We start from the raw sequence: 21,841 nt of genomic DNA on the forward strand, positions 1-21,841 counted from the left end.
GTGCAGCAGTGCGGTACTACAAAGGGGAATCTTCGGCCAACCCCTGCAATTTACGGTATTCACGCAATACGTTGGGGACATATCGGCGGGTTTCGGCGAACGGCGGAACCGCCCGTCCACGTCGCAGCACCGCATCGGGTCCAGCGTTGTAGGCAGCCACGGCCAGGGTGATATCGTTATCGAACAGCTTCAGCATTCGCTTGAGGTAGCGAGCCCCGCCCTGCACGTTGTCTTCAGGATCCAGCGCGTTCTCCACGCCCATCTCCCGGGCGGTGTCCGGCATCAATTGCATCAGCCCGACTGCCCCGGCCGCCGAACGGGCCTTGGGGTTATAGCCGGACTCGGCCTTGATCAAGGCATGCAGCAACGCCTGGGGTACATCATGGGTTCGCGCCGCCGCCGCGACAACATCGGCGTATGGCCTTCCGGTCACCCTCTGCGCATCGGCAGGACCGGCCTGGGCGACCGTTTCACTGATCACCCGCTGGTAGTGGCTGCCTGGCCGATGGACGTTGGTCAGGACATAGCCGCCTTTGGCATCAATGCTGATGTACACGTCGGCCTGGGCCGCACCTGCCACCAGCCAGATCAATCCCAGAATGATAACTCGCATCTCGGTCACCTCCCGTTCGCTGCCCCCGTTTTGGGGGATATGCCCCAGAAAACCTGAGCTTTCGAGCTACGACGCAAGCACCGTGCCGCTTGCCATCCCGCATGCCGCAAGGCCCCGAGGCAGACGTGCACGGCAGTTGCATAAGGCTTGAAAAAGCATGTCCACATGCAGCGGAGGGCTTCACCATGCAGCGCAGAATCAATACCCAACGTGGTTTCACCCTGCTTGAGCTTCTGGTGGTGTTGGTGGTGCTTGGCCTGTTGGCCGGGATCGTCGCGCCCAAATACTTCAGCCAGCTCGGCCGCTCCGAGGCCAAGGTGGCGCGGGCACAGATCGAGGGGCTGAGCAAGGCGCTGGACCTCTATCGCCTGGAAGTGGGGCATTACCCCAACAGTGAGCAAGGATTGCAGGCGCTGGTGGCAGCCCCCAGCGGCGAGGCACGCTGGTCCGGGCCTTACCTGCAGAAAGCGGTGCCACAGGACCCCTGGGGCCGGCCTTATATTTACCGCCAACCGGGTGAGAACGGCGGCGAGTACGACCTGCTCTCGATGGGCAAGGACGGCCAGCCCGGCGGCGATGGGGAGAATGCCGAAATCACCAGTTGGCAGTAAGGAGAACGGCCATGCGCTACAGCCTCAAAGCCTTGGGTAGCCGGGGCCTGGTGCAGTTGCAGATCGACGCAGAGGATATCGAGCAGGCGCGGCGCAAGGCCGAAGAGCAAGGCCTGAAGGTGGTCAGTGTGCGTGGCCAAGGGCACTGGCTCGGCGGCCTGACCTGGCGCCGCGAGGCAACGTTCGACCTGGTGCTGTTCAGCCAGGAGCTTTCAACCTTGCTCAATGCCGGCCTCCCCCTGATCGACGCCCTGGAAAGCCTGGCGGAAAAGGCTCCTGCCGCCGCGACCCGCAAGGTGCTGGCGGCGTTGGTAAGCCAGCTCTACGAGGGCCGCTCGCTGTCCCAGGCCCTGGGACAACAACCGCGGGTCTTCCCAAACCTGTATGTGGCGCTGGTGCAGTCCAGCGAGCGCACCGGCGCCCTGGGAGATGCGCTGACCCGCTACATCAGCTATCGCCAGCGCCTGGACCTGGTTCGGCAGAAGCTAGTGGGTGCCTCGATCTACCCCTTGCTGTTACTGCTGGTGGGTGGGGGTGTGGTGCTGTTTCTGCTGGGCTACGTGGTCCCCCGCTTTAGCCTTGTGTTCGAAGGCATGGGCACCGAACTGCCCTGGTTGTCACGGGTACTGATGCAGATCGGTCTGTTCCTGCACGCCCAGCAACTGCCGTTGGGCCTGTCGGCCTTGGTGAGCATAAGCGCACTGGTCGTACTGCGCCGGCATCCGGCGCTGCGGCGTTGGGCATCCCGCCAACTGCGACGTGCTCCGGCCCTGCATCAGCGCCTGATGATGTACGAGCTGGCTCGGTTCTATCGCTCGCTGGGCATATTGTTGCAGGGCGGTATTCCCATCCTCACCGCCATGGGTATGGCCCGCGGCCTGCTGGGCAGTGCCGCGGCCCAGGGGCTGGAGCAAGCCAGCAAACGGGTGGGTGAAGGGTTGCCACTGTCCGATGCGCTGGAAGCGGGCCAACTGGTGACGCCCGTTTCGTTGCGGCTGCTTCGGGCGGGTGAGCAGTCAGGCAACCTTGGCGAAATGCTGGAGCGCTGCGCGGACTTCCACGACCAGGAAATCGGACGTTGGGTGGAGTGGTTCGTTCGTCTGTTCGAACCGTTGTTGATGACCTTCATCGGGCTGTTGATCGGCCTGATCGTGATCCTCATGTACATGCCGATCTTCGAGCTGGCATCGAGCATCCACTGACCATCAGGCGGACGAAACGGCTCCGCCCGCCTGTGGCGCGACTCAGTGCCCTGCCGACGCCGGTCCGGCCTTGGCGGTGAAGGGTGGCTTGGCCAGCCATACCAGCAGGATCAGGCCGGCGAACACCCAGGTCATCAAGGTGAAGTAGTCCACCGTCGACATCATGTACGCCTGTCCGTTGAGCATCTGTTCCAGTTGCGCGTAATGCTGTGGGGTGGCGCCGCCCAATTGCTCCAGGGTGTGCCGCGTCGTCGGGTCGTAGGCGCTGATGTGCTCGCTGAGATAGGCGTGGTGCTGGTCGGCGCGGCGAATCCAGATCCAGGTCGTCAACGAGGCGGCAAAGCTGCCACCCAAGGTGCGTAGGAAGGTCGCCAGGCCAGAACCATCGGCGATCTGCTGCGGCGGCAGGTCCGACAGCAGGATGCTCAGGGTTGGCATGAAGAACAGCGCCACACCGATGCCCATGAACAGTTGCACCAAGGCTACGTGCTGGAAATCAACGTCGCTGGTGAAGCCTGCGCGCAGGTAACAACTGGTGCCGATGGCCAGGAACGCCAGCCCGGCCAGTACCCGGAGGTCGAAGCGGTGCGCATACTTGCCCACGAACGGCGACAGCACCACCGGCAGCAGGCCGATCGGCGCCACCGCCAGGCCTGCCCACGTGGCGGTATAGCCCATCTGGGTCTGCAACCACTGTGGCAGAATCAGGTTGATGCCGAAGAATGCGGCGTAGCCCCCGACCAGCACCAGCGTGCCGATACGAAAGTTGCGGTGAGCGAACAGCCGCAGGTTGACCACAGGGTGTCGATCCGTGAGCTCCCAGATCACGAAAATCGCCAGGAACACCAGCGAAATCAGGCTGCCGACGATGATGAACGACGACTCGAACCAGTCCAGGTCGTTACCTTTGTCCAGCACTACCTGCAGGGCACCGACGCCAACGATCAGCGTCAGCAAGCCGATGTAGTCCATCGGCTGGCGACTGGTGACCACCGGACGGGTGCGCATCTGCTGACGCACCACGGCTGCGGCGAACAAACCGATGGGCACGTTGATGAAGAAGATCCACGGCCAGCTGTAGCTGTCGGTGATCCAGCCGCCCAGAATCGGCCCGGCGATCGGCGCCACCACCGTGACCATTGCCAGCAACGCCAGCGCCATGCCCCGCTTGGCCGGCGGATACACCGCGATCAGCAGTGTCTGGGTCATCGGGTACAGGGGCCCGGCCACCACACCCTGCAATACCCGAAAGCCCACCAACTCGGGCATCGACTGCGCAATACCGCAAAGAAAAGAGGCCAGCACGAACAGCAAGGTGGCCCAGATGAACAGTTTCACCTCACCGAAGCGGCGGCTCAGCCAGCCGGTCAGCGGCAACGCAATGGCGTTGCTCACCGCGAACGAGGTGATCACCCAGGTGCCCTGCTCATAGCTGACACCCAGGTTACCGGAGATGGTCGGCAAGGCCACGTTGGCGATGGTGGTGTCGAGCACCTGCATGAAGGTAGCCAGCGACAGGCCGATGGTGGTCAGCAGCAGGCTCGGCGGCGTGAACTGCGCAGGGGCTTGGTTGCTCATCGCTGGGCCGTCTTGCCAGTCGCGCTGTTTTCGTGAATCAACCGGGCGATCAGCTTGTCAGCCTCGACCAACTGGCGATCGTAAACCTGCGTGGTGTAACTGGCCTGCTGCGGTGGCTGCTGGGCCAGCGCCGGGCCACTCTGGTCGTGCAAGTCCACCTCGACCACCGTGGACAGGCCGATACGCAGCGGGTGGTCCTTGAGCTGCTCGGGGTTCAGTTGGATACGCACCGGGACACGCTGCACGATCTTGATCCAGTTGCCGGTGGCGTTCTGCGCAGGCAACAGGGCAAAGGCACTGCCGGTGCCGGCGCCAAGGCTGTCGACCGTACCGCTGAAGGTGACCTGGCTGCCGTAAAGGTCTGCAGTGATCTGCACAGGTTGGCCGATGCGCATCTCGCGCAGTTGGGTTTCTTTGAAGTTGGCGTCGATCCAGACCTCGTCCAAGGGAATGACTGCCATGGTCGCAGTGCCCGGTTGCAGGCGCTGTCCCAACTGCACGGTGCGCTTGGCGACATAACCGGTCACTGGGGCCACCAAGGTGGTACGGGCATGGTCGAGATAGGCCTGGCGCAGATCGGCGGCGGCAGCCATCACCTCAGGGTGCGAAGACACCACAGTGTCGTCGATAAGCGCCGCGCTGGTGTTGAGCTGCTGGCGGGCGCTGTTCAGGGCGCTCTGGGCCACGCTCAGGTCGTCACGAGCGTGGGAGATTTCCTCAGCCGCGATGGCCCCGCTGTCGGCAAGCACCTTGCGTCGGTTGTAGTTGTCCTGGGCCTTCTGCAGCTCGGCCTGGCGGGTCTGCAACTGGGCCTTGAGGGCATCGACATTGCTGTACAGGCCTCGGACCTGGCGCACGGTGCGGGCCAGCTTGGCTTCGGCGGACTGCAGCGCAACCTCGCTGTCGGCCGGGTCGAACTGCAACAGCACCTGGCCCGCGTGGACCAGGTCACCATCGTCAGCACCAATGCTGGTCACCGTGCCGGTCACCAGTGGGGTGATTTCCACCACGTTGCCGTTGACGTAGGCGTCGTCGGTGCTTTCGTGCCAACGCCCGACCAGGCTGTACCAAGCCCAGGCGCCGAGGCCACCGAGGACCAGCAGCAGAAGCAGGCCGAGCAGCCAGACCTTGCGCTTGCGCGAAGGTTCGGGGGTGGCGGAGGGATGAGAGGCGTCTGCGGGAGTAGCCATGACAGTACCTTGGAGAATGCTTGACAGGGATCAACGATCGCCGAAGCGGCGGATCGTCAGGGGGTCGCCAGAACCGAGCAGAACCTTGGCCAGCAGGCTTTCGAGGGTCTTGAGTTCCTCAGGCTGCAACACACCGACCAGCTCGTTCATCGCCAGGGCGCCGATCTCGGGCAGGCGATCGGCCAGGCGCTGGCCATCGGCAGTCAGCGCCAGGCGGACCTGGCGCCGGTCGTCCTCGCAGCGGTTGCGCAGGACCAAGCCCTTTTGCTCGAGGCGGTCGAGCATGCGGGTCATCGAACCACTGTCCAGTCCCAGGTAGCGGCACAATTCGGCCGGCGTATCCACCTGGTACTGGGTGACGATGATCAGCACCTTGAACTGAGCAGCGGTCACGCCCTCGGACTCAAGGTGCCAGTCCAGAATGCGGTCCTTGAGGATCGCCGCCCGGCCCAGGAGCATGCCGATGGCACAGGTATGGAAATTTTCCGGGTTGAAATGGGACATCGGGGTCTGCTCGATTAGATGTGTAAAAATATTACTGCCTAGGCAGTTAATGTCAAAGCTTTGATTAGGTGGCTATGTAAATAGAGATGAATGGTCCGCCTTGGTTCGAGCGGCCTTGCATCGCGAAAGGCCGCTCAAACAGCGGATGTAAACACGTAGGTGATTCAAGCCTTGCTTACCACTCCCAACCCCAGTGCTTCCACCACGCCGCAGGCAATCGCCATTCCCACCAGCTCTGCCAGACTTTGCGCCTGCAATCGCTTCATCACCCGTGCGCGATAAAGATCGACGGTCTTGACACTCACCCCCAGCCGCTCGGCCACCTCGCGGCTGCTCAGGCCTTGGGCCAGAGGCACGAATACATCGCGCTCACGCGGTGTCAGGGCATCGATCCGCGCCTGCACCTGCGCCAGCTCGCCACGCCGCGCTCGCCCGGCACGCTCCAGCGCGGCCTGGACACTGTCCAACAGCAACTGGTCGTTGTAAGGCTTCTCGATGAAGTCACAGGCGCCGGCTTTGAATGCCCGCACCACGATGGGCACATCGGCATGGCCGCTGACGAAGATCACCGGAATCTCCAATCCCCGCTCACGCAGTGCCTGCTGCACCGCCATACCGCCGACTCCCGGCATGCGTACATCGAGCAATACGCAGGCCGGCCCATCGTCCACGCATGCCTCCAGAAACGCTGGTCCGCTGGCGAACGGCAACGCCTGCAACCCCACCGACTCCAAGAGCCATACCGTCGAGTCGAGCATGCCCTTGTCGTCATCGACCACATATACTTTCGCTTGCACCCTTCTGCCTCCCGTTATCCCCGGCTCACGGCCAGCCGACAGCACATCACCAACCCGCCCTGCTCACCCAATCGTGCCCACAAGTTGCCGCCAAAGCCCTCGATCAGGCTGCGGCTCATGCTCAACCCAAGCCCCAGACCGTCCGCCTTGCTGGTGGTGAACGGTATGAAGATATCCTCCAGGCGTTCAGGCGCTACGCCTGGCCCTTGGTCCTTCACTTCGACCAGCACACTGTCGCCCTCGCGCACCGCGCCCAGCAGGATACGCGACGGTCGCTCGCCGTGCTGCTCGCGGTTGGCATCGATGGCATTGCGCAACAGGTTGAGCAGCACCTGCTCCAGCAACACCCGGTCGGCATAGACCGCAGGCAACTGCGCGCTCACACGCAGTTCGATGCTGACCTGCTCGCGGGCAGCCTCCCAAGCACACAGGCGAATGGCTTCGCCCGCCACGTCGGCCACTTCAATGGCCTGCAGGCGCCTTGGCCCCTTGCGCAGGAACGCCCGCAAACGGCGGATCACTTCGGCCGCGTGGGTAGCCTGCTCGGTGATACGCAGCAATCCCTGGCCAACCCGCTCACGCGCCTGCGGGTCGTGGTCCAGGCCCTGCAAGTAGCGCTGGCTGGCGTTGGCGTAATTGACCACCGCCGCCAATGGCTGGTTGATTTCATGGGCGATACCCGAGGCCAGCTCGCCCAGGGTGGCCAGCCGCGCACCATGAGCCAGGCTCTCCTGGGCCTCGATACGCAACGTGATGTCCCGAGAGACACAAACGATCTCCACCACCGCACCGGTGTAGGTTTCACGTATCGCGCGGGCGGCGATCTCGAACCAGCGGTAGTTGCCCGACGCGTGGCGCACGCGGCAGGTCATGGTGTGATAGCCGTCCTGATCCAGGGCCTCCGCGGCCTGCTGCAATACCTGACGGCGCTCACGGGGGTGCAACAGCGCGCGAACCGCCGTGCCACGCAGGTGCTCAGGCCATACGCCCACCAGTCGATAGGCGGCGGGCGAGGCGTCGAGGAAACGGCCATCGGGGCTGTGACGTGAGATCAGGTCAGTGGTGTTTTCGATGATCAAGCGGTAAAGGCGTCGCGCCTGGGCGGCTTCCCGAGCCCCCATACGTTCGTCGCTCGCATCGCGGCAGCGGGCCAGCACCTGTTGGCGCCGATCGTCAGGGATGAAAGTCCATAACAGGATGCGCTCACCGACCTGCACCTCCACGTCGGCAATTGCCCGGTGCTGATGCAGACATGCACGCACCAGCGCCCCAGCGTTAGACGGCAGCCAGCCGGCCAGTGCAAGGCCCTCGTCAAGCAACGCCTGGAGAGCCGGGTTTACGGCGAGGGGCTGGGCATCGGCCGCCAGAATCAGGCTCGGTTGTGGATCTAGGGCGAGCAAGGGTGAGGGGTGTGTGTCCACGTTACAAAGCTCACTCGTATAGTATTTATACTATATTGCTATGGTCGATATTCCAGATACCATAGCAATTCGCGTAAAACAGCGACAGAGGAAGGCGGCCCATTGCGCGCCTTCCCGTTCCCTGATCAGAGCTAACAATCAGCCACCGGGGTCATGCGCACAACTTGCGCCTGTCTCCCCTACAGGAAAACCGCATGTCGATCTTCTCTCAGGGCCTGATGCCCGCTGCTGTCAACCACGTCGCCCTCACCCCCTTGAGCTTCATCGAACGCACCGCTGCCGTCTACGGCAGTTACCCGGCGGTGATCCATGGCGCCATCCGCCGCGACTGGCGCGAAACCTACCAACGCTGCCGCCGCCTGGCCAGCGCTTTGGCCGGGCGCGGCATCGGCCCTGGCGACACCGTGGCGGTGATGCTGCCGAACATCCCGGCCATGCTCGAAGCGCACTTCGGCATACCTATGGTTGGCGCCGTGCTCAATACCCTCAATGTGCGCCTGGATGCCGAAGCGATCGCCTTCATGTTGCAGCATGGCGAAGCCAAGGTGCTGATCACCGACCGCGAGTTCCATGGTGTGATCAGCGCCGCCCTCGCCCTGCTCGAACACCCCCCACTGGTCGTGGACGTGGACGACCCCGAATACGGCGAGGGCCAGCCAGTCAGCGAACTGGACTATGAAGCCTTTCTGGCCGAAGGTGATCCGGCGTTCGACTGGGAATGGCCCGCTGACGAATGGCAGGCCATCTCCCTCAATTACACCTCGGGCACCACCGGCAACCCCAAGGGCGTGGTTTACCATCACCGCGGAGCCTACCTCAATGCCTTGGGCAACCAGATGACCTGGGCCATGGGCCACCATCCGGTGTACCTGTGGACCCTGCCGATGTTCCATTGCAACGGCTGGTGCTACCCCTGGACCATCACTGCCCTGGCTGGTACCCATGTGTTCCTGCGCCGGGTCGATCCCCAGCGCATCCTAACCCTGATCCGCGAGCATCGGGTTAGCCACCTGTGCGGTGCGCCGATCGTGCTCAATGCCCTGGTGAACATGCCAGAGAGCGCCAAGGCGGCTATCGAACACCCCGTGAACGCCATGGTCGCAGGAGCCGCCCCGCCGGCCAAGGTGATCGGCGCGGTGGAAGAAATGGGCATTAAGGTCACGCATGTGTACGGCCTGACCGAAGTCTATGGCCCCGTCACCGTCTGTGCCTGGCACGCCGAGTGGGATGAACAGCCACTGGCCGAGCGGGCGCGGATCAAGTCGCGCCAGGGTGTGCGCTATCCGACACTGGACGGCCTGATGGTCGCCGACCCACAGACCCTGCAGCCCGTACCTCGCGACGGGACTACCCTGGGCGAGATCTTCATGCGCGGCAATACGGTGATGAAGGGCTATCTGAAAAACCCCGAAGCCACTGCCGAGGCCTTCCGAGGCGGCTGGTTCCACACCGGTGACCTGGCTGTGTGGCATGCCGACGGCTACGTCGAAATCAAAGACCGACTCAAGGACATCATCATTTCAGGTGGCGAGAACATCTCCACCATTGAAGTGGAAGACACCCTGTACAAGCACCCTGCCGTACTGGAGGCCGCCGTGGTAGCCCGCCCGGACGAGAAATGGGGAGAAACACCGTGCGCCTTCGTGGCACTCAAGCCAGGACACGAGGCCACCCGTGAAAGCGAGATCACCAGCTGGTGCCGCGAGCACCTGGCCGGGTTCAAGGTGCCCAAGACCGTGGTGTTCGGTGAACTGCCCAAGACATCGACCGGCAAGATCCAGAAATACGTCTTGCGTGACCGGGCCAAAGGACTGTGACCCGCCCTACTGCCATCCGACTTTTTCAAGAGCGCTGCCATGACTGACTACAATGCCCCCTTGCGCGACATGCGCTTCGTCCTCCATGAGCTGTTCGACGGCCCCGCCCTATGGGCGCGCCTGCCGGCCCTGGCCGAACGGGTCGACGCCGACACCGCCAATGCCATCCTCGAAGAAGCGGCCAAGGTCGCCGGCCAATTGATCGCCCCGCTCAGCCGCAACGGCGACGAGCAAGGCGTGCAATTCGATGCCGGCCTGGTCACCACTGCGCAAGGCTTCCGTCAAGCCTGGCAAACCTACCGCGAAGGCGGCTGGGTGGGCCTGGGCGGCAACCCTGAGTACGGCGGCATGGGCATGCCGAAAATGCTTGGCGTGCTGTTCGAAGAGATGCTCTACGCCGCCGATTGCAGCTTCAGCTTGTATTCGGCATTGAGCGCCGGCAGTTGCCTGGCACTCGATGCCCACGCCAGCGAAGCGCTCAAGGCGACTTACCTCCCGCCCCTGTACGAAGGCCGCTGGGCCGGCACCATGTGCTTGACCGAACCCCACGCCGGCACCGACCTGGGAATGATCCGCACCCGCGCCGAGCCCCAAGCCGATGGCAGCTATCAGATCAGCGGCAGCAAGATCTTCATCACCGGTGGCGAACAGGACCTGACCGAGAACATCATTCATCTGGTACTGGCCAAACTGCCGGATGCCCCTGCTGGCGCCAGGGGTATCTCGCTGTTCCTGGTACCCAAGTTCATGGTCGAGGCAGACGGTCGCCTGGGGGTACGCAACGCCGTGCACTGTGGTTCGATCGAGCACAAGATGGGTATCAAGGCCTCGGCCACCTGCGTGATGAACTTCGATGGTGCCACTGGTTACCTGGTCGGTGAGCCAAACAAGGGCCTGGCCGCCATGTTCACCATGATGAACTACGAACGGCTATCGATTGGCATCCAGGGTATCGGCTGCGCCGAAGCGTCCTACCAGAGCGCCGCCCGATACGCCAACGAGCGTCTGCAAAGCCGCGCCGCCAGTGGCCCGCAAGCACAGGACAAGGCTGCCGACCCGATCATCCATCATGGTGACGTTCGGCGCATGCTGTTGACCATGCGCACCCTCACCGAAGGTGGCCGGGCTTTCGCCGCCTACGTCGGCCAGCAACTGGACCTGTCGCGCTACGCGGAGGACACCAATGAACGCGAGCAAGCCCAGCGCCTCGTGGCGTTGCTCACGCCAGTGGCCAAGGCATTCTTTACCGACAACGGCCTGGAAAGCTGCGTGCTCGGGCAGCAGGTCTATGGTGGCCACGGTTACATCCGCGAGTGGGGCCAGGAGCAGCGTGTGCGTGACGTGCGCATCGCCCAGATCTATGAAGGCACCAACGGTATCCAGGCCCTGGACCTGCTGGGACGCAAGGTGCTCGCCGATGGTGGCCAGGCCCTGGCCAGTTTCATCCACGAAGTGCGCGCCTTCGCCGTGACCGCTCCCCTGCACCGCGACGCCCTGCAGGAAGCCCTGGCACGCCTTGAAGCTACCAGCCAGTGGCTGCAACAACAGGCCCCTGCCCAGGCCAACCTCGTCAGTGCCGTGGCGGTGGAATACCTGCACCTTTTCGGTTTGACCGCCTATGCCTACATGTGGGCGCGCATGGCCGCCGTGGCGCAGGCCAAGGCCGATGAAGACCCGTCCTTCTACGGCGCCAAGCTGGCCTGCGCCGACTTCTACTTCCAACGCATCCTGCCACGCAGCCTGGCCCTCGAGGCCTGCATTCGGGCCGGCAGCGCCAGCCTCTATGGGATGACGCCCGCGCAATTCTGACCCACCTCGCGCCCCATGGCCCGCAATGTCCGATGGGGCGCGAAGCATTCTCAAACGCTGAATATTCAGCGCAAAACCGACAAAAGACCGCTCATCTGATAGTCATTCGCCATTACCTCGGTTCTCGGAAACCCCTCGCCAGGGGTAGAATGCGCAAAACCGGAGCCGCAATGAACCACGATCCCTTGACCCCCGCCCCTGACGATGCCATTACCGACGCCGCCGCGCATTGGTGCATGCGTCTGCATGCCGACGACTGCACGGCGGCCGAGCGCGAGGCGTTCACTCGCTGGCTGGCCGCCGATAAGCGGCACGCCGAAGAGTACCAGGCGATGCTGGAGATCTGGGATACCGCCGAGCTGCTGCCCCGTACGGCCACGGTGGTCGAATTCAATCCGGCGCCGCACGTCACCCGCCGCACTCGCACGTGGCGCCCGCTCGCTTCTGCCGCGGCCATTGCCCTGGCGGTACTGCCGTTGGCGGGCTGGATCGGGTGGGAACAAGGCTGGTTACCCAACCAGTACCAGCACTTCGAAGCCGACGGCCGGATGCAGACCGTGCAACTGGGCGATGGCAGCCAGGTCGACCTCAACCTCAACACCGAGCTGACCTACCTCAATTTCAAGGATCAACGCCAGGTCAGGCTCAAGCGCGGCGAGGCGTTCTTCAACGTCACCCACGACAGTGCGCACCCGTTCATCGTCCACGCCGGTCGTGGCCAGACCCGCGTCACCGGTACCCAGTTCAACGTGTGGAAGTACCAGGACGAGGTCAAGGTCACCCTGGTGGAAGGTTCGGTTCTGGTCAGCAGCGACGGCAGCGAAGGCGGCTACCGCCTGGGCCCTGGGATGCAGGCCAGCTACCACACCGGCGACTTCGAGCCGCAACTGGTGCAGAGCAACGACTTTGGCAACGCCCTGGCCTGGCGCAGCGGCAAACTGATTCTGGACAACCTGAGCCTCGACCAGGCCCTGCCGGTGATCAACCGCTACCTCGACGCACCGCTGTTGCTCGCCGATGCCAGCACCGGCCGGATCCGTATCAGCGGTATCTACAACACCCGCGAGGTCGAGCGCCTGGTCGACAACCTGCCCAAGGTCCTGCCGGTTTACCTGACCCGCAGCAAGGACGGCAGCACCGTCCTCAACCGCATTTCTCCTCCGCCGAGCGAGGGCTGACGGCGGCCAGCCTTACAGCACCATTGCCGCCAGCCAGCCAAAGGCCAGCAGCGGCAGGTTGTAATGGATGAAGGTCGGCACCACGGTATCCCAGATGTGGTGATGCTGGCCGTCGACGTTCAGACCTGAAGTTGGACCCAGGGTCGAGTCTGACGCCGGCGAACCCGCATCCCCCAGCGCTCCAGCAGTACCGACGATGCAGACGGTGGCCACCGGGTCGAAGCCCAGTTGCACGCACAGCGGTACGAAGATCGCCGCCAGGATGGGCACCGTGGAAAACGACGAGCCAATGCCCATGGTCACCAGCAGTCCCACCAGCAACATAAGCAAGGCACCGATGCCCTTGCTGTGATCGATCCACTGCGCCGATGCCTCGACCAGGCCCTTGACCTCACCGGTCGCCTTCATCACTTCGGCGAACCCCGAAGCGGCGATCATGATGAAGCCGATCATGGCCATCATCTTCATGCCCTCGGTGAACAGGTCGTCCGTGTCCTTCCAGCGCACGATGCCCGACAGCGAGAAGATCAGGAAACCCACCATCGCGCCGATGATCATCGAATCCAGCCACAATTGAACGATGAACGCGCATGCAATGGCCAGTCCCGCCACCAGTAGGGTCAGAGGGTTGTACTGCACACTGACCTGCTCCACTTGCTCGATGCGTTCCAGGTCATAGTCACGACGTTTGCGGTAGCTGAAGAACACCGCGATCAGCAGGCCTGCCAGCATACCGGCAGCCGGAATGGCCATCGCATGGGTCACGTTGATACCGCTGACATCGACCCCGGCGCGAGCGACATTGGCCAACAGGATTTCATTGAGGAAGATGTTGCCGAAGCCTACCGGCAGAAACATGTAGGGCGTGATCAGGCCGAAGGTGATGACGCAGGCGATCAGGCGTCGATCGATGCGCAATCGAGTCAGCACGTACAGCAGGGGCGGAACCAGCAATGGAATGAAGGCGATGTGGATAGGCAGGATGTTCTGCGACGACACCGCCACCACCAGCATCAGGCCGATCAGCAGCCACTTCATCCGACCACCCTCGGCATGTCCCTGGCGGTCGATCATGGCCAGGGCACGGTCAGCCAGCGCATGGGCCAGCCCGGACTTGGCGATGGCCACGGCGAACGCACCCAGCAACGCATAGGACAGCGCCACCGTGGCACCACCGCCCAAGCCGCCGTTGAACGCCTTTAGCGTACCTTCGATACCCAGGCCGCCGAACAGCCCTCCAGCCAGCGCACCGATAATCAGGGCGATGACCACATGCACCCGAGACAGGCTGAGTATCAGCATGATGCCGACCGCGGCGATCACTGCATTCATGGTTTGGCTTACCTCGTTTGCGACAGAAAAAAAGCGCGCACTCTGAAGCACCGAGCGAAGGATGTCAAAAGCGCCATGTGTCGACCTGTTTCGAGGCTATCAACGCGTCGCCACAGGCTGGGCCAAAAATTAAATTGATCGTTCGAATAAAGAAAAAAATTTCAGCGCCGACACAGTCTCTAGCCCAGACCTATTACAAGGGAATTCTCCCCATGCCTTTGCGACAACTTTCCATCCAGTGGAAAATCACCCTGCTCGCCGGTCTCTGCCTGGCGGGTATTGTCACGTTGCTTGTAGGACTATCGCTGTATCGCATGGACCACAGTTCGGACCTGGTCAAGCAAAGCAGCACGCAGATGCTCACCCAGGCAGCCCAGGCACGCATCGAGTCACAAGGTGAAGTCCAAGCGCTGAACATTCGCCGCCAGTTCATGGACGCCTATCAATACGGCGCAGGGTTCGCCCGTCAGGTGCTGTTCCTGCGCGAACAAGCCGAAAAGCGTTTCCTCGACGCTTTCGACCTGCGCGAGGACATGACCCGCCAGGTGCGCGCCGCGCTGCAGGCCAACCCCGACCTGCTCGGCTTGTCGCTGGTGTTCGAACCCAACGCTCTGGATAACAAAGACAGCCTGTTCGCAGACAAGGCGGAGCTGGGCAGCAACGAAACCGGGCGTTTTTCCCTGTACTGGTCGCAACCACGAGCAGGCCAGCTGACCTCCATGTCCCTCCCCGAGCGCGACTTGACCGATACCCAAATCGGGCCGAGCGGGCAGCCGGCCAACACCTGGTTCGTGTGCCCACGCACCACCGGTAAAGTCTGCGTGGTCGAGCCTTACTTCTATGACATCGACGGCCAACGGGTGCTGATGACCAGCATCGTCTTCCCGCTGTCGGTTCAGGGCAAAGTGGTCGCGACGCTTTCCGTCGACATCAATCTCAACAGCCTGCAAGCCCTGAGCGAAGACGCCAGCCGCAGCCTGTACGAAGGTCGTACCACCGTCGGCATCCTCAGCCCGGCAGGCCTGCTGGCAGGCTACAGCGCCGACGCCAGCAAGCTTGCCCATCGTTTCGACGAGGTTGACCCGGCCAAGGGCGACGAACTGGTCCGCAAGCTGGCGGAAGGCAAGCTCAACGTCCTGCACGACCAGCAACGTCTGAAGGTACTGACGGCATTCCAGCCGATCCCAGGCGCCCAGCCATGGGGTGTACTGCTCGATGTGCCGGAGAACGCCCTGACCGGGCCGGCTGAAACCCTCAAGCGCGAACTCGACACCCTCAACACCAGCGGCACCTTGCTTGAACTGGGCCTGGGCCTGGCAGCGGCGATCGCCGGTCTGCTGATGGTGTGGCTGATGGCCCGTGGCGTCACCCGACCGATTCTTGGGGTAGCGGCGATGCTCAAGGACATTGCCAGTGGCGAAGGCGACCTCACCCGCCGCCTGACCTATGACAAGCGCGACGAGCTCGGTGAACTGGCTGGCTGGTTCAACCGCTTCCTGGACAAACTGCAGCCCACCATTGCCGAGGTCAAACGCTCGGTCCAGGCTGCTCGCGGCACCGCCGACCAGTCTTCGGCCATCGCCACTCAGACCAGCGCCGGCATGGAGCAGCAATACCGCCAGGTCGACCAGGTCGCCACCGCATCCCATGAAATGAGCGCCACGGCTCAGGACGTCGCCCGCAGCGCAGCCCAGGCCGCCCAGGCCGCCCGCGATGCTGATCAGGCAACCCGCGAAGGCCTTGCGGTAATCGACCGCACCACCCAGAGCATCGACACCCTGGCCGCCGACATGAGCACCGCCATGGCCGAGGTCGAGGGGCTGGCACAGAACAGCGAGAAGATCGGTTCGGTGCTGGAAGTGATCCGCTCGATCGCCGAGCAGACCAACCTGCTGGCTCTGAACGCCGCCATCGAGGCTGCACGGGCGGGTGAAGCCGGCCGTGGCTTCGCCGTGGTCGCCGATGAGGTACGCAACCTAGCGCAACGCACCCAGGAATCGGTGGAAGAAACCCGTCAGGTGATCGAAGCCCTGCAAGCCGGTACCCGCGAAGTGGTCGGTGCCATGGACAACAGCCACCGCCAGGCCCAGGGCGGTGTCGAGCAGGTCGGACAGGCCGTGACCGCGCTGCAGCGTATCGGACAGGCCGTGACGGTGATTACCGACATGAACCTGCAGATCGCCTCAGCAGCCGAGGAGCAGAGCGCGGTGGCCGAAGAGATCAACAGCAATGTGGCGACCATTCGCGATGTGACCGAGTCGCTGTCCGGGCAAGCCAACGAGTCGGCGCGGGTCAGCCAGTCGCTCAACAGCCTGGCCAACCAGCAACAGGCGTTGATGGACCAGTTCCGCGTCTGAGCCTCGAGGGCCGGCAAAAGCCGGCCCTCTTCACATGGCCACCTCGCTGGCCGCCAGGCGCGCGGCGCTGGTTTCTGAGCGCGGCATTACACCCGTCAACCGTCTGTGTGCAAAACAACGTGTTCCCAAACATCGGTCCACGCTAGTCTGTGCCGGAATCCGACAACGGAACACCGACCATGCTCCACCTGCTGCTGACCACCTTGGTCCCGATCATCGTGCTGATTGCCTTGGGAACCTTCCTGCGCGTTCGTGGTTTTCTGGCCGAACCATTCTGGCCCGGCGCAGAACGCCTCAGTTACTACGTGCTGCTGCCGTCGCTGTTCCTGCATGGCCTGGCGACCGCCAACCTCGATGGCGTTCCGGTAATGGGCATGGTTGTCGTGCTGATGCTCTCGACCGTGCTGGGTGCCCTGCTGCTGATGCTTTACCAAGGCGCCGCCAACCATGACGGGGCCGACTTCACCTCGGTATTCCAAGGCGGCGTGCGCTTCAACAACTACATCGGGGCCACATTGGCAGCCGGCATCTATGGCAGCGCCGGCATCGCACTGGCGGCAGTTGCCAACGCAGCGATCGTGCCGCTGGTGAACCTGCTTTGCGTCCTGGTCTTCGCTCGTTTCAGCGCACGCCACAGCTCACCGATCACGGTACTGCGGGCAATCTTTGCCAACCCTTTGATCGTCGGCTGCGCGGGCGGGCTGCTGTTGCGGTTCAGTGGCCTGGGTCTGCCCGCGGGTATCGAACCCACGGTCAAGGCGCTGGGCCAGGCTGCCCTGCCCCTGGGCTTGCTTTGCGTGGGAGCGGCCCTGGGCGGTGCAAGACTTGGCCAGCAGGTGCGGCCGTTGGTGGCCGCTTCGACGTTCAAGTTCCTGGTCATGCCGCTCACAACCTGGGGGCTGTGCCGGCTGCTGGGGCTGGGCGGTCAGGCGGCCGTCGTGGCAGTGCTGTTCCAGGCGTTGCCCACGGCTTCATCGTCCTATGTCATGGCCCGGCAAATGGGCGGCAACGCACCGTTGATGGCCACCATCATCGCCCTGCAGACAGTGGCTGGCGCAGTCACCCTGCCATTGATGCTCTCGCTGACGTTGAGTTGATGGCGATTGGCTAGACTGTGATTCAGCTCACAGTACGGACATTCGCCCATGCGCCTATCGTGGATGGTAATCGCGCTGACCACAGCCCTGCTTGCAGGCCCTCTTCACGCGGCCGACAGTACCAAGGCCGCGGTCGCCGAGGACAAGGCCGAAGCGCTCGAGGAAAAAGTCGTCGAGGATGCCCCGCCACCGAAGAAAAGCGAAACCCTGACCCCGAGCGAGGTAAAAGCGGTGGACCCGGCCGGCCAGTCGCCGATGGACGACAGCATCACCTGCCTGGCCCGGACCATTTACTGGGAAGCCAAGGGTGCCACGGACGAGGACATGAGTGCGGTGGCCAGCGTAGTGCTCAATCGCCTGGGCCATGAGGGCTTCCCGGACTCGATCTGCGCGGTGGTCAAGCAAGGGGTCGAAACCAAATCCTGCCAGTTCTCCTGGTGGTGCGATGGTCGCCCGGACCAGGTCGAAGAAGAACAGCGCTACACCATCGCCAAGGAAATCGCGCGCAGGGCCCTCAACCAGCAACTCAAGGACCCCACAGGCGGCGCACTGTACTTCCATGACCGCAACGTACACCCGGAGTGGGCCAAGGCCTACCGCAAGACCGCCGAGACCCAGCATTTTCTGTTCTACAAGCCAAACCAGGCGTTAGCCCGCTGAGCCAAGTCATTGGATCGCACTTTTCCGGCGACCAATGGTCTATCCCCTCCTTTGCCGCCCATAACCTTTCTGCCGGCTTCACCGGCAAGCTGCACGATTCCGGGCCAAAAGCCTCGAGCTTGTGTAGGATGGGCAGCGCTTACCAAGACGCTGCCAGCCATAGGGAGATCCACATGCGCGTCCTGTCATCCGTTGCCGCCTTGTCACTGGGCCTGGTCGTCTCGACGGGGGCCCTGGCCGTTACTGGCGAAGAGGCGCAACTGATCGATTCGATCAATGCCTATCGCAGTCAGACGCAACGCTGCGGCGGCGAGGTGTCGCTGGAACTGCCGCCCCTGAACAGCGATACGCGCCTGGCACTGTCGCCGGAAGGCACCCGCGACCTGCAGCAGGCCATGTCCCGCGCGGCCTACCCCATGGTCAATGTCCAGGCCATCAGCCTGTCCGGCCCGCGCGACGCCCGTGCCGCGATGAACGCCATCGAAGAGAGCTTTTGCCAGGTGGTGCTCGACCCCCAATTCGTCGACATCGGTGTGAGCCAGGAAGGCCGTGACTGGCGTATCGTTCTTGCCCGTCCGCTGCTAAGCGGCGGGCTGGGCGACTGGCAAGCCGAGGGGCAAAAGGTGCTGCAGGCGATCAATGCCGCACGCAAGGTGCCACGCCAATGCGGTGGCCAACCCTATGCCGCTGCCCCCGCACTGGGCTGGAACCCGACGCTGGCAGGCGTGGCCGCCAGCCATACCCGAGCCATGGCCAATCAGAATTTCTTCGACCATGTCGACAAGGATGGCCGCACCCCGGGCGACCGCGCCGAGCTTGCCGGCTACCTCTATCAGCAAATCGGCGAGAATATCGCCGCCGGTCGCGATACGGCGCGCAAGGTGGTCGACGGCTGGCTGGACAGCCCAGGACACTGCGCGACCCTCATGAACCCAGACTTCCGCGAACTGGGCGCGGCCTATGCGGTGGACCCGAAAAGCGATGCAGGCATCTACTGGACGGCGCTGTTCGGCAGTCCACAGTAAGTCCTTCTGGTGAAGGGGTTTCAAGGACCTGTCCGGCGCAAGACCTGCGCCGTGCAACCAAAGCGCCGGCGCACGCATTTGCCCAGGTAACTCGCATCGCCCAACCCTACCTCGTCGGCAATCTGCGCCAAGCTGTGACTGGAATTGAGCAGTCGCCAACGCGCCTGCTGCAAGCGCATCTCCAGCCACCAGCCTTTGGCGCTCATGCCGTGGCTGGCCTGGAACTGTCGATCCAGCTGGCGCCGACTGATGCCAAGCTCGCTGGCCAGTTGTTCGACGGACAGCTTCGCCCCCAGATGGTGACGCATCAGCGCCAAGGCCCGCGTAACCTGACGCCCCTGCCCAGCCCCGGTTTCGAGCGAGCGCAGCGCGTGACGGCTGTGGCGTGTTTCGTCCACCAACATGTCGGCCAACCCCTTGAGTGCACGGGTTCGACCGCAGGCTGCCGACAACAGCTCCACTGCAAGGTCGATGACCGCCGTACCGCCTGCACAGGTAATGCGCCCGCCATCGATGCAGTACAGCTGCTCGGGCAGAACCTGAAGGTGCGGGAAACTGGCTCTGAACTCCACTTCGTGGCGCCAGTGCACCACCACCTTGTGCCCGTCCAGCAAGCCACAAGCCGCCAGCAGAAAGGCTGCATTGTCGACTGCGACCAGCTTCACGCCCGCCTTGACAGCCTGCCTGAGCAGGCCCTGATAACGCGGAGCGAGCTGGGCGGTTGCGCCCGCGCTGCGTCCGCCGAACACCACCAGGTAGTCGTAACCGCGCAGTTCCAGCTGCTCCGGCGTTACGTGCACATGGACCACCGCCCCACTGCTCGATGGCACCGGATCGTCAGTCAGGCCCAGCAATGTCCAACTGCAATACCGCTGACGGCTGTAATCCTCATCGTCGGCGCTGAAACGCAGCTTGTCGAGAAAGCCGCCGAAGGGCAGCAAGGCAAAATCCGGCAACGGCAGGATCAACAGGCGAAGATCAGGGGGCATTGCACAATGTCCAGAAAACACCATTGAATGGCCAGATAATACCCTTTGATTCGAACGGCGTACCCTAAACTGGACGCCTGTGAATCGACAAGGCACTTTACATGGCACTCGACACCTGGCTGATCTACCTGCTGGCCAGCACCGGCCTGTCGCTGACCCCAGGCCCCAATAGCCTGCTGGCCCTGACCCACGGCGCCCAGTACGGCGCTCGCCGGACGCTGTTCACCATCGTCGGCGGTGTGTTTGGCTTCAGCGCCCTGATCGCCCTGGCCATGTTCGGCCTTAGCGCCCTGCTGCAAGCGTCTGCCTCGGTGTTGACCGTGCTCAAGTGGGTTGGCGGCGCCTACCTGATCTGGCTGGGGATCCAGCTATGGCGCAGCCCAGCCCTGCACCTGGAGATGAACGCGCGGGCTGCTCGACTGAACAATGCCGGACTGTTTCGCCAGGGCCTGCTGTCGGCCTTGGCCAACCCCAAGGTGCTGCTGTTCTATGGCGCCTTCCTGCCGCAATTCATCGACCCGCAGCGCGGGCTGCTCATGCAGTTCGTGGTGATGGCTGCTACTTTCGCCAGCGTCGAGTGCCTGGTCGAGTATGTGCTGGCGCGTCTGGCATTTCGCATCCGTCCCTGGTTGGCCAAAGGTGGCAAAGGATTCAATCGCTGCTGCGCCAGCCTGTTCGCGCTGATTGGCGCGGCGCTGCCCTTGGGTCGCTGAAGGCCATCCTTTGAAAGCCTCGACTCAGGGCTTGAGCAAGCCTTCGCAGAAGCTGACGAATGTCTTGACCCGACGCGAGCCACGATGATTGGGCAGGTACAACGCATTGATGCTGTCACTGGCCGCGCCTGGGCTTGCCTGCCAATCACCGAAAATCCGCTGCAGCCGGCCAGCCGCCACGTCCTCGCGCACCAGCCAGTCGGCCAGCAGAGCGATGCCGCAGCCCGCAAGGGCAGCCTCGCGCAACATATCGGCGTTGGCGCTGCGCAACGGCCCGCTGACGTCCAGTTCCAACGCCTGCTCTGCCTGGCGCAAACGCCAGGGCCGCGCTTTTTGTCCGTAGCGAAAACGCAGGCAGGCGTGATCCAGCAGCTGCCGAGGGTGGAGTAACGGCTCGCGCCCAGCCAGATACGCCGGGCTGGCCACCAGCCAGCGGTCGAAAGTGCCCAGCTGGCGGCAGACCAGTTCGTCATCCGGCGCCGGGTCGCCCAAGCGGATCGACAGGTCATAACGGCCATCGAGCAGGTCATCGAGGCGGTCGCTCATGTCGATGTCCAGCTCCAGCGCCGGATGCTGTGCCATGAACGGCCCCAGATGCGGGGCGATCACCCGGCGACCGAACTCCACCGGCAAGCACAGGCGCAACACCCCTACCGGCTCCTCGCCTCGGTCGGCCACACTGGCGTCAGCCTCTGCCAACGCCTCGAGAATCGCCCGTGAGCGCTCATAGTAGCGGGCGCCCGCCTCGGTCAGGCTGACTTGGCGGGTGGAGCGATTGAGCAACGTGGCCCCCAGGGCGCCTTCCAGGGCATCGACCAGCCGGGTGACCGAGGACGGAGCCACACCCTGGGAGCGGGCAGCGGCTGAAAAACCCTGTGCATCGACGGTGGCCACGAACATCTTCATCGCCAAGAGCTTGTCCATATCTTTCCCGCCGTTGAAATCTCG

The 21,841-nt window shown here is 63.4% G+C and carries 19 protein-coding genes; 10 read left to right on the forward strand and 9 right to left on the reverse strand.

The annotated features are described in order from the left end of the window. Window positions 1-16 precede the first annotated feature (16 nt). On the reverse strand, window positions 17-613 hold the full coding sequence (locus P3R38_RS13605) for a lytic transglycosylase domain-containing protein (RefSeq protein WP_023380828.1): 597 nt from the start codon (window positions 611-613) through the stop codon (window positions 17-19). Between the two features lie 185 nt (window positions 614-798). Between P3R38_RS13605 and gspG the strand changes: the two genes are divergently transcribed. Both gspG and P3R38_RS13615 read left to right on the forward strand, forming a co-directional pair. Beyond that, window positions 799-1,224, forward strand: coding sequence for a type II secretion system major pseudopilin GspG (gene gspG / locus P3R38_RS13610; protein WP_023380829.1), 426 nt, complete (start codon window positions 799-801; stop codon window positions 1,222-1,224). 11 nt (window positions 1,225-1,235) lie between these two features. After that, window positions 1,236-2,426 (forward strand): type II secretion system F family protein, encoded by a 1,191-nt coding sequence (locus P3R38_RS13615; RefSeq protein ID WP_023380830.1) that lies wholly within the window; start codon window positions 1,236-1,238, stop codon window positions 2,424-2,426. 42 nt (window positions 2,427-2,468) lie between these two features. On the opposite strand, the gene P3R38_RS13620 is transcribed toward P3R38_RS13615, so the two are convergent. The 5 genes from P3R38_RS13620 to P3R38_RS13640 all read right to left on the reverse strand — a co-directional run bounded on the left by P3R38_RS13620 (window position 2,469) and on the right by P3R38_RS13640 (window position 7,916). Beyond that, a complete protein-coding gene (locus P3R38_RS13620; RefSeq protein WP_023380831.1) occupies window positions 2,469-4,004 on the reverse strand; it encodes a DHA2 family efflux MFS transporter permease subunit in 1,536 nt (511 codons plus the stop codon). Then, a complete protein-coding gene (locus tag P3R38_RS13625; RefSeq protein WP_023380832.1) occupies window positions 4,001-5,194 on the reverse strand; it encodes an HlyD family efflux transporter periplasmic adaptor subunit in 1,194 nt (397 codons plus the stop codon). Before P3R38_RS13625 ends, P3R38_RS13620 begins: the two co-directional genes overlap by 4 nt. Window positions 5,195-5,224: 30 nt before the next feature. Then, entirely contained in the window at window positions 5,225-5,698 is a 474-nt protein-coding gene (locus P3R38_RS13630; RefSeq protein WP_023380833.1) for a MarR family transcriptional regulator, read from the reverse strand. 164 nt (window positions 5,699-5,862) lie between these two features. Continuing rightward, on the reverse strand, window positions 5,863-6,495 hold the full coding sequence (locus P3R38_RS13635) for a response regulator (RefSeq protein ID WP_277686255.1): 633 nt from the start codon (window positions 6,493-6,495) through the stop codon (window positions 5,863-5,865). Window positions 6,496-6,509: 14 nt separating this feature from the next. Further along, window positions 6,510-7,916, reverse strand: coding sequence for a PAS domain-containing sensor histidine kinase (locus tag P3R38_RS13640; RefSeq protein WP_277686256.1), 1,407 nt, complete (start codon window positions 7,914-7,916; stop codon window positions 6,510-6,512). A gap of 194 nt (window positions 7,917-8,110) precedes the next feature. On the opposite strand from P3R38_RS13640, the gene P3R38_RS13645 reads away from it, so the two are divergent. The 3 genes from P3R38_RS13645 to P3R38_RS13655 all read left to right on the forward strand — a co-directional run bounded on the left by P3R38_RS13645 (window position 8,111) and on the right by P3R38_RS13655 (window position 12,720). After that, window positions 8,111-9,733, forward strand: a complete 1,623-nt coding sequence (locus P3R38_RS13645; RefSeq protein ID WP_104883826.1) for an acyl-CoA synthetase — start codon at window positions 8,111-8,113, stop codon at window positions 9,731-9,733. Window positions 9,734-9,772: 39 nt separating this feature from the next. Then, window positions 9,773-11,542 (forward strand): acyl-CoA dehydrogenase C-terminal domain-containing protein, encoded by a 1,770-nt coding sequence (locus P3R38_RS13650; RefSeq protein ID WP_023380839.1) that lies wholly within the window; start codon window positions 9,773-9,775, stop codon window positions 11,540-11,542. 170 nt (window positions 11,543-11,712) lie between these two features. Further along, complete coding sequence (locus tag P3R38_RS13655; protein WP_023380840.1) at window positions 11,713-12,720, forward strand: FecR family protein; 1,008 nt, start codon at window positions 11,713-11,715, stop codon at window positions 12,718-12,720. A 12-nt stretch (window positions 12,721-12,732) separates the two neighbouring features. On the opposite strand, the gene P3R38_RS13660 is transcribed toward P3R38_RS13655, so the two are convergent. Beyond that, window positions 12,733-14,052, reverse strand: coding sequence for a Na+/H+ antiporter family protein (locus tag P3R38_RS13660; RefSeq protein ID WP_023380842.1), 1,320 nt, complete (start codon window positions 14,050-14,052; stop codon window positions 12,733-12,735). Between the two features lie 212 nt (window positions 14,053-14,264). Between P3R38_RS13660 and P3R38_RS13665 the strand changes: the two genes are divergently transcribed. From P3R38_RS13665 to P3R38_RS13680, 4 genes are all read left to right on the forward strand, one after another. Further along, complete coding sequence (locus tag P3R38_RS13665; RefSeq protein ID WP_023380844.1) at window positions 14,265-16,409, forward strand: methyl-accepting chemotaxis protein; 2,145 nt, start codon at window positions 14,265-14,267, stop codon at window positions 16,407-16,409. 179 nt (window positions 16,410-16,588) lie between these two features. Continuing rightward, on the forward strand, window positions 16,589-17,506 hold the full coding sequence (locus P3R38_RS13670) for an AEC family transporter (RefSeq protein ID WP_023380846.1): 918 nt from the start codon (window positions 16,589-16,591) through the stop codon (window positions 17,504-17,506). Between the two features lie 48 nt (window positions 17,507-17,554). Further along, a complete protein-coding gene (locus P3R38_RS13675) occupies window positions 17,555-18,166 on the forward strand; it encodes a cell wall hydrolase (protein ID WP_041925504.1) in 612 nt (203 codons plus the stop codon). A gap of 173 nt (window positions 18,167-18,339) precedes the next feature. After that, the gene (locus P3R38_RS13680) at window positions 18,340-19,191 is read left to right on the forward strand and encodes a CAP domain-containing protein (RefSeq protein WP_277686257.1); all 852 of its coding nucleotides are present in this window, start codon (window positions 18,340-18,342) and stop codon (window positions 19,189-19,191) included. Between the two features lie 20 nt (window positions 19,192-19,211). Here the strand turns inward: P3R38_RS13680 and P3R38_RS13685 are convergent, their stop codons facing one another. Beyond that, entirely contained in the window at window positions 19,212-20,180 is a 969-nt protein-coding gene (locus P3R38_RS13685; protein ID WP_104881685.1) for a helix-turn-helix domain-containing protein, read from the reverse strand. A gap of 101 nt (window positions 20,181-20,281) precedes the next feature. Here P3R38_RS13685 and P3R38_RS13690 point away from each other — a divergent pair, with 101 nt between their 5' ends. After that, window positions 20,282-20,893 (forward strand): LysE family transporter, encoded by a 612-nt coding sequence (locus P3R38_RS13690; protein ID WP_023380850.1) that lies wholly within the window; start codon window positions 20,282-20,284, stop codon window positions 20,891-20,893. A gap of 24 nt (window positions 20,894-20,917) precedes the next feature. On the opposite strand, the gene P3R38_RS13695 is transcribed toward P3R38_RS13690, so the two are convergent. Continuing rightward, window positions 20,918-21,817: a LysR family transcriptional regulator gene (locus P3R38_RS13695; RefSeq protein ID WP_027906690.1), complete on the reverse strand. Its 900-nt coding sequence runs from the start codon at window positions 21,815-21,817 to the stop codon at window positions 20,918-20,920. Window positions 21,818-21,841 lie beyond the last annotated feature (24 nt).

Source organism: Pseudomonas sp. NyZ480, from assembly GCF_029537255.1.
Classification (GTDB): Bacteria; Pseudomonadota; Gammaproteobacteria; order Pseudomonadales; family Pseudomonadaceae; genus Aquipseudomonas; species Aquipseudomonas taiwanensis.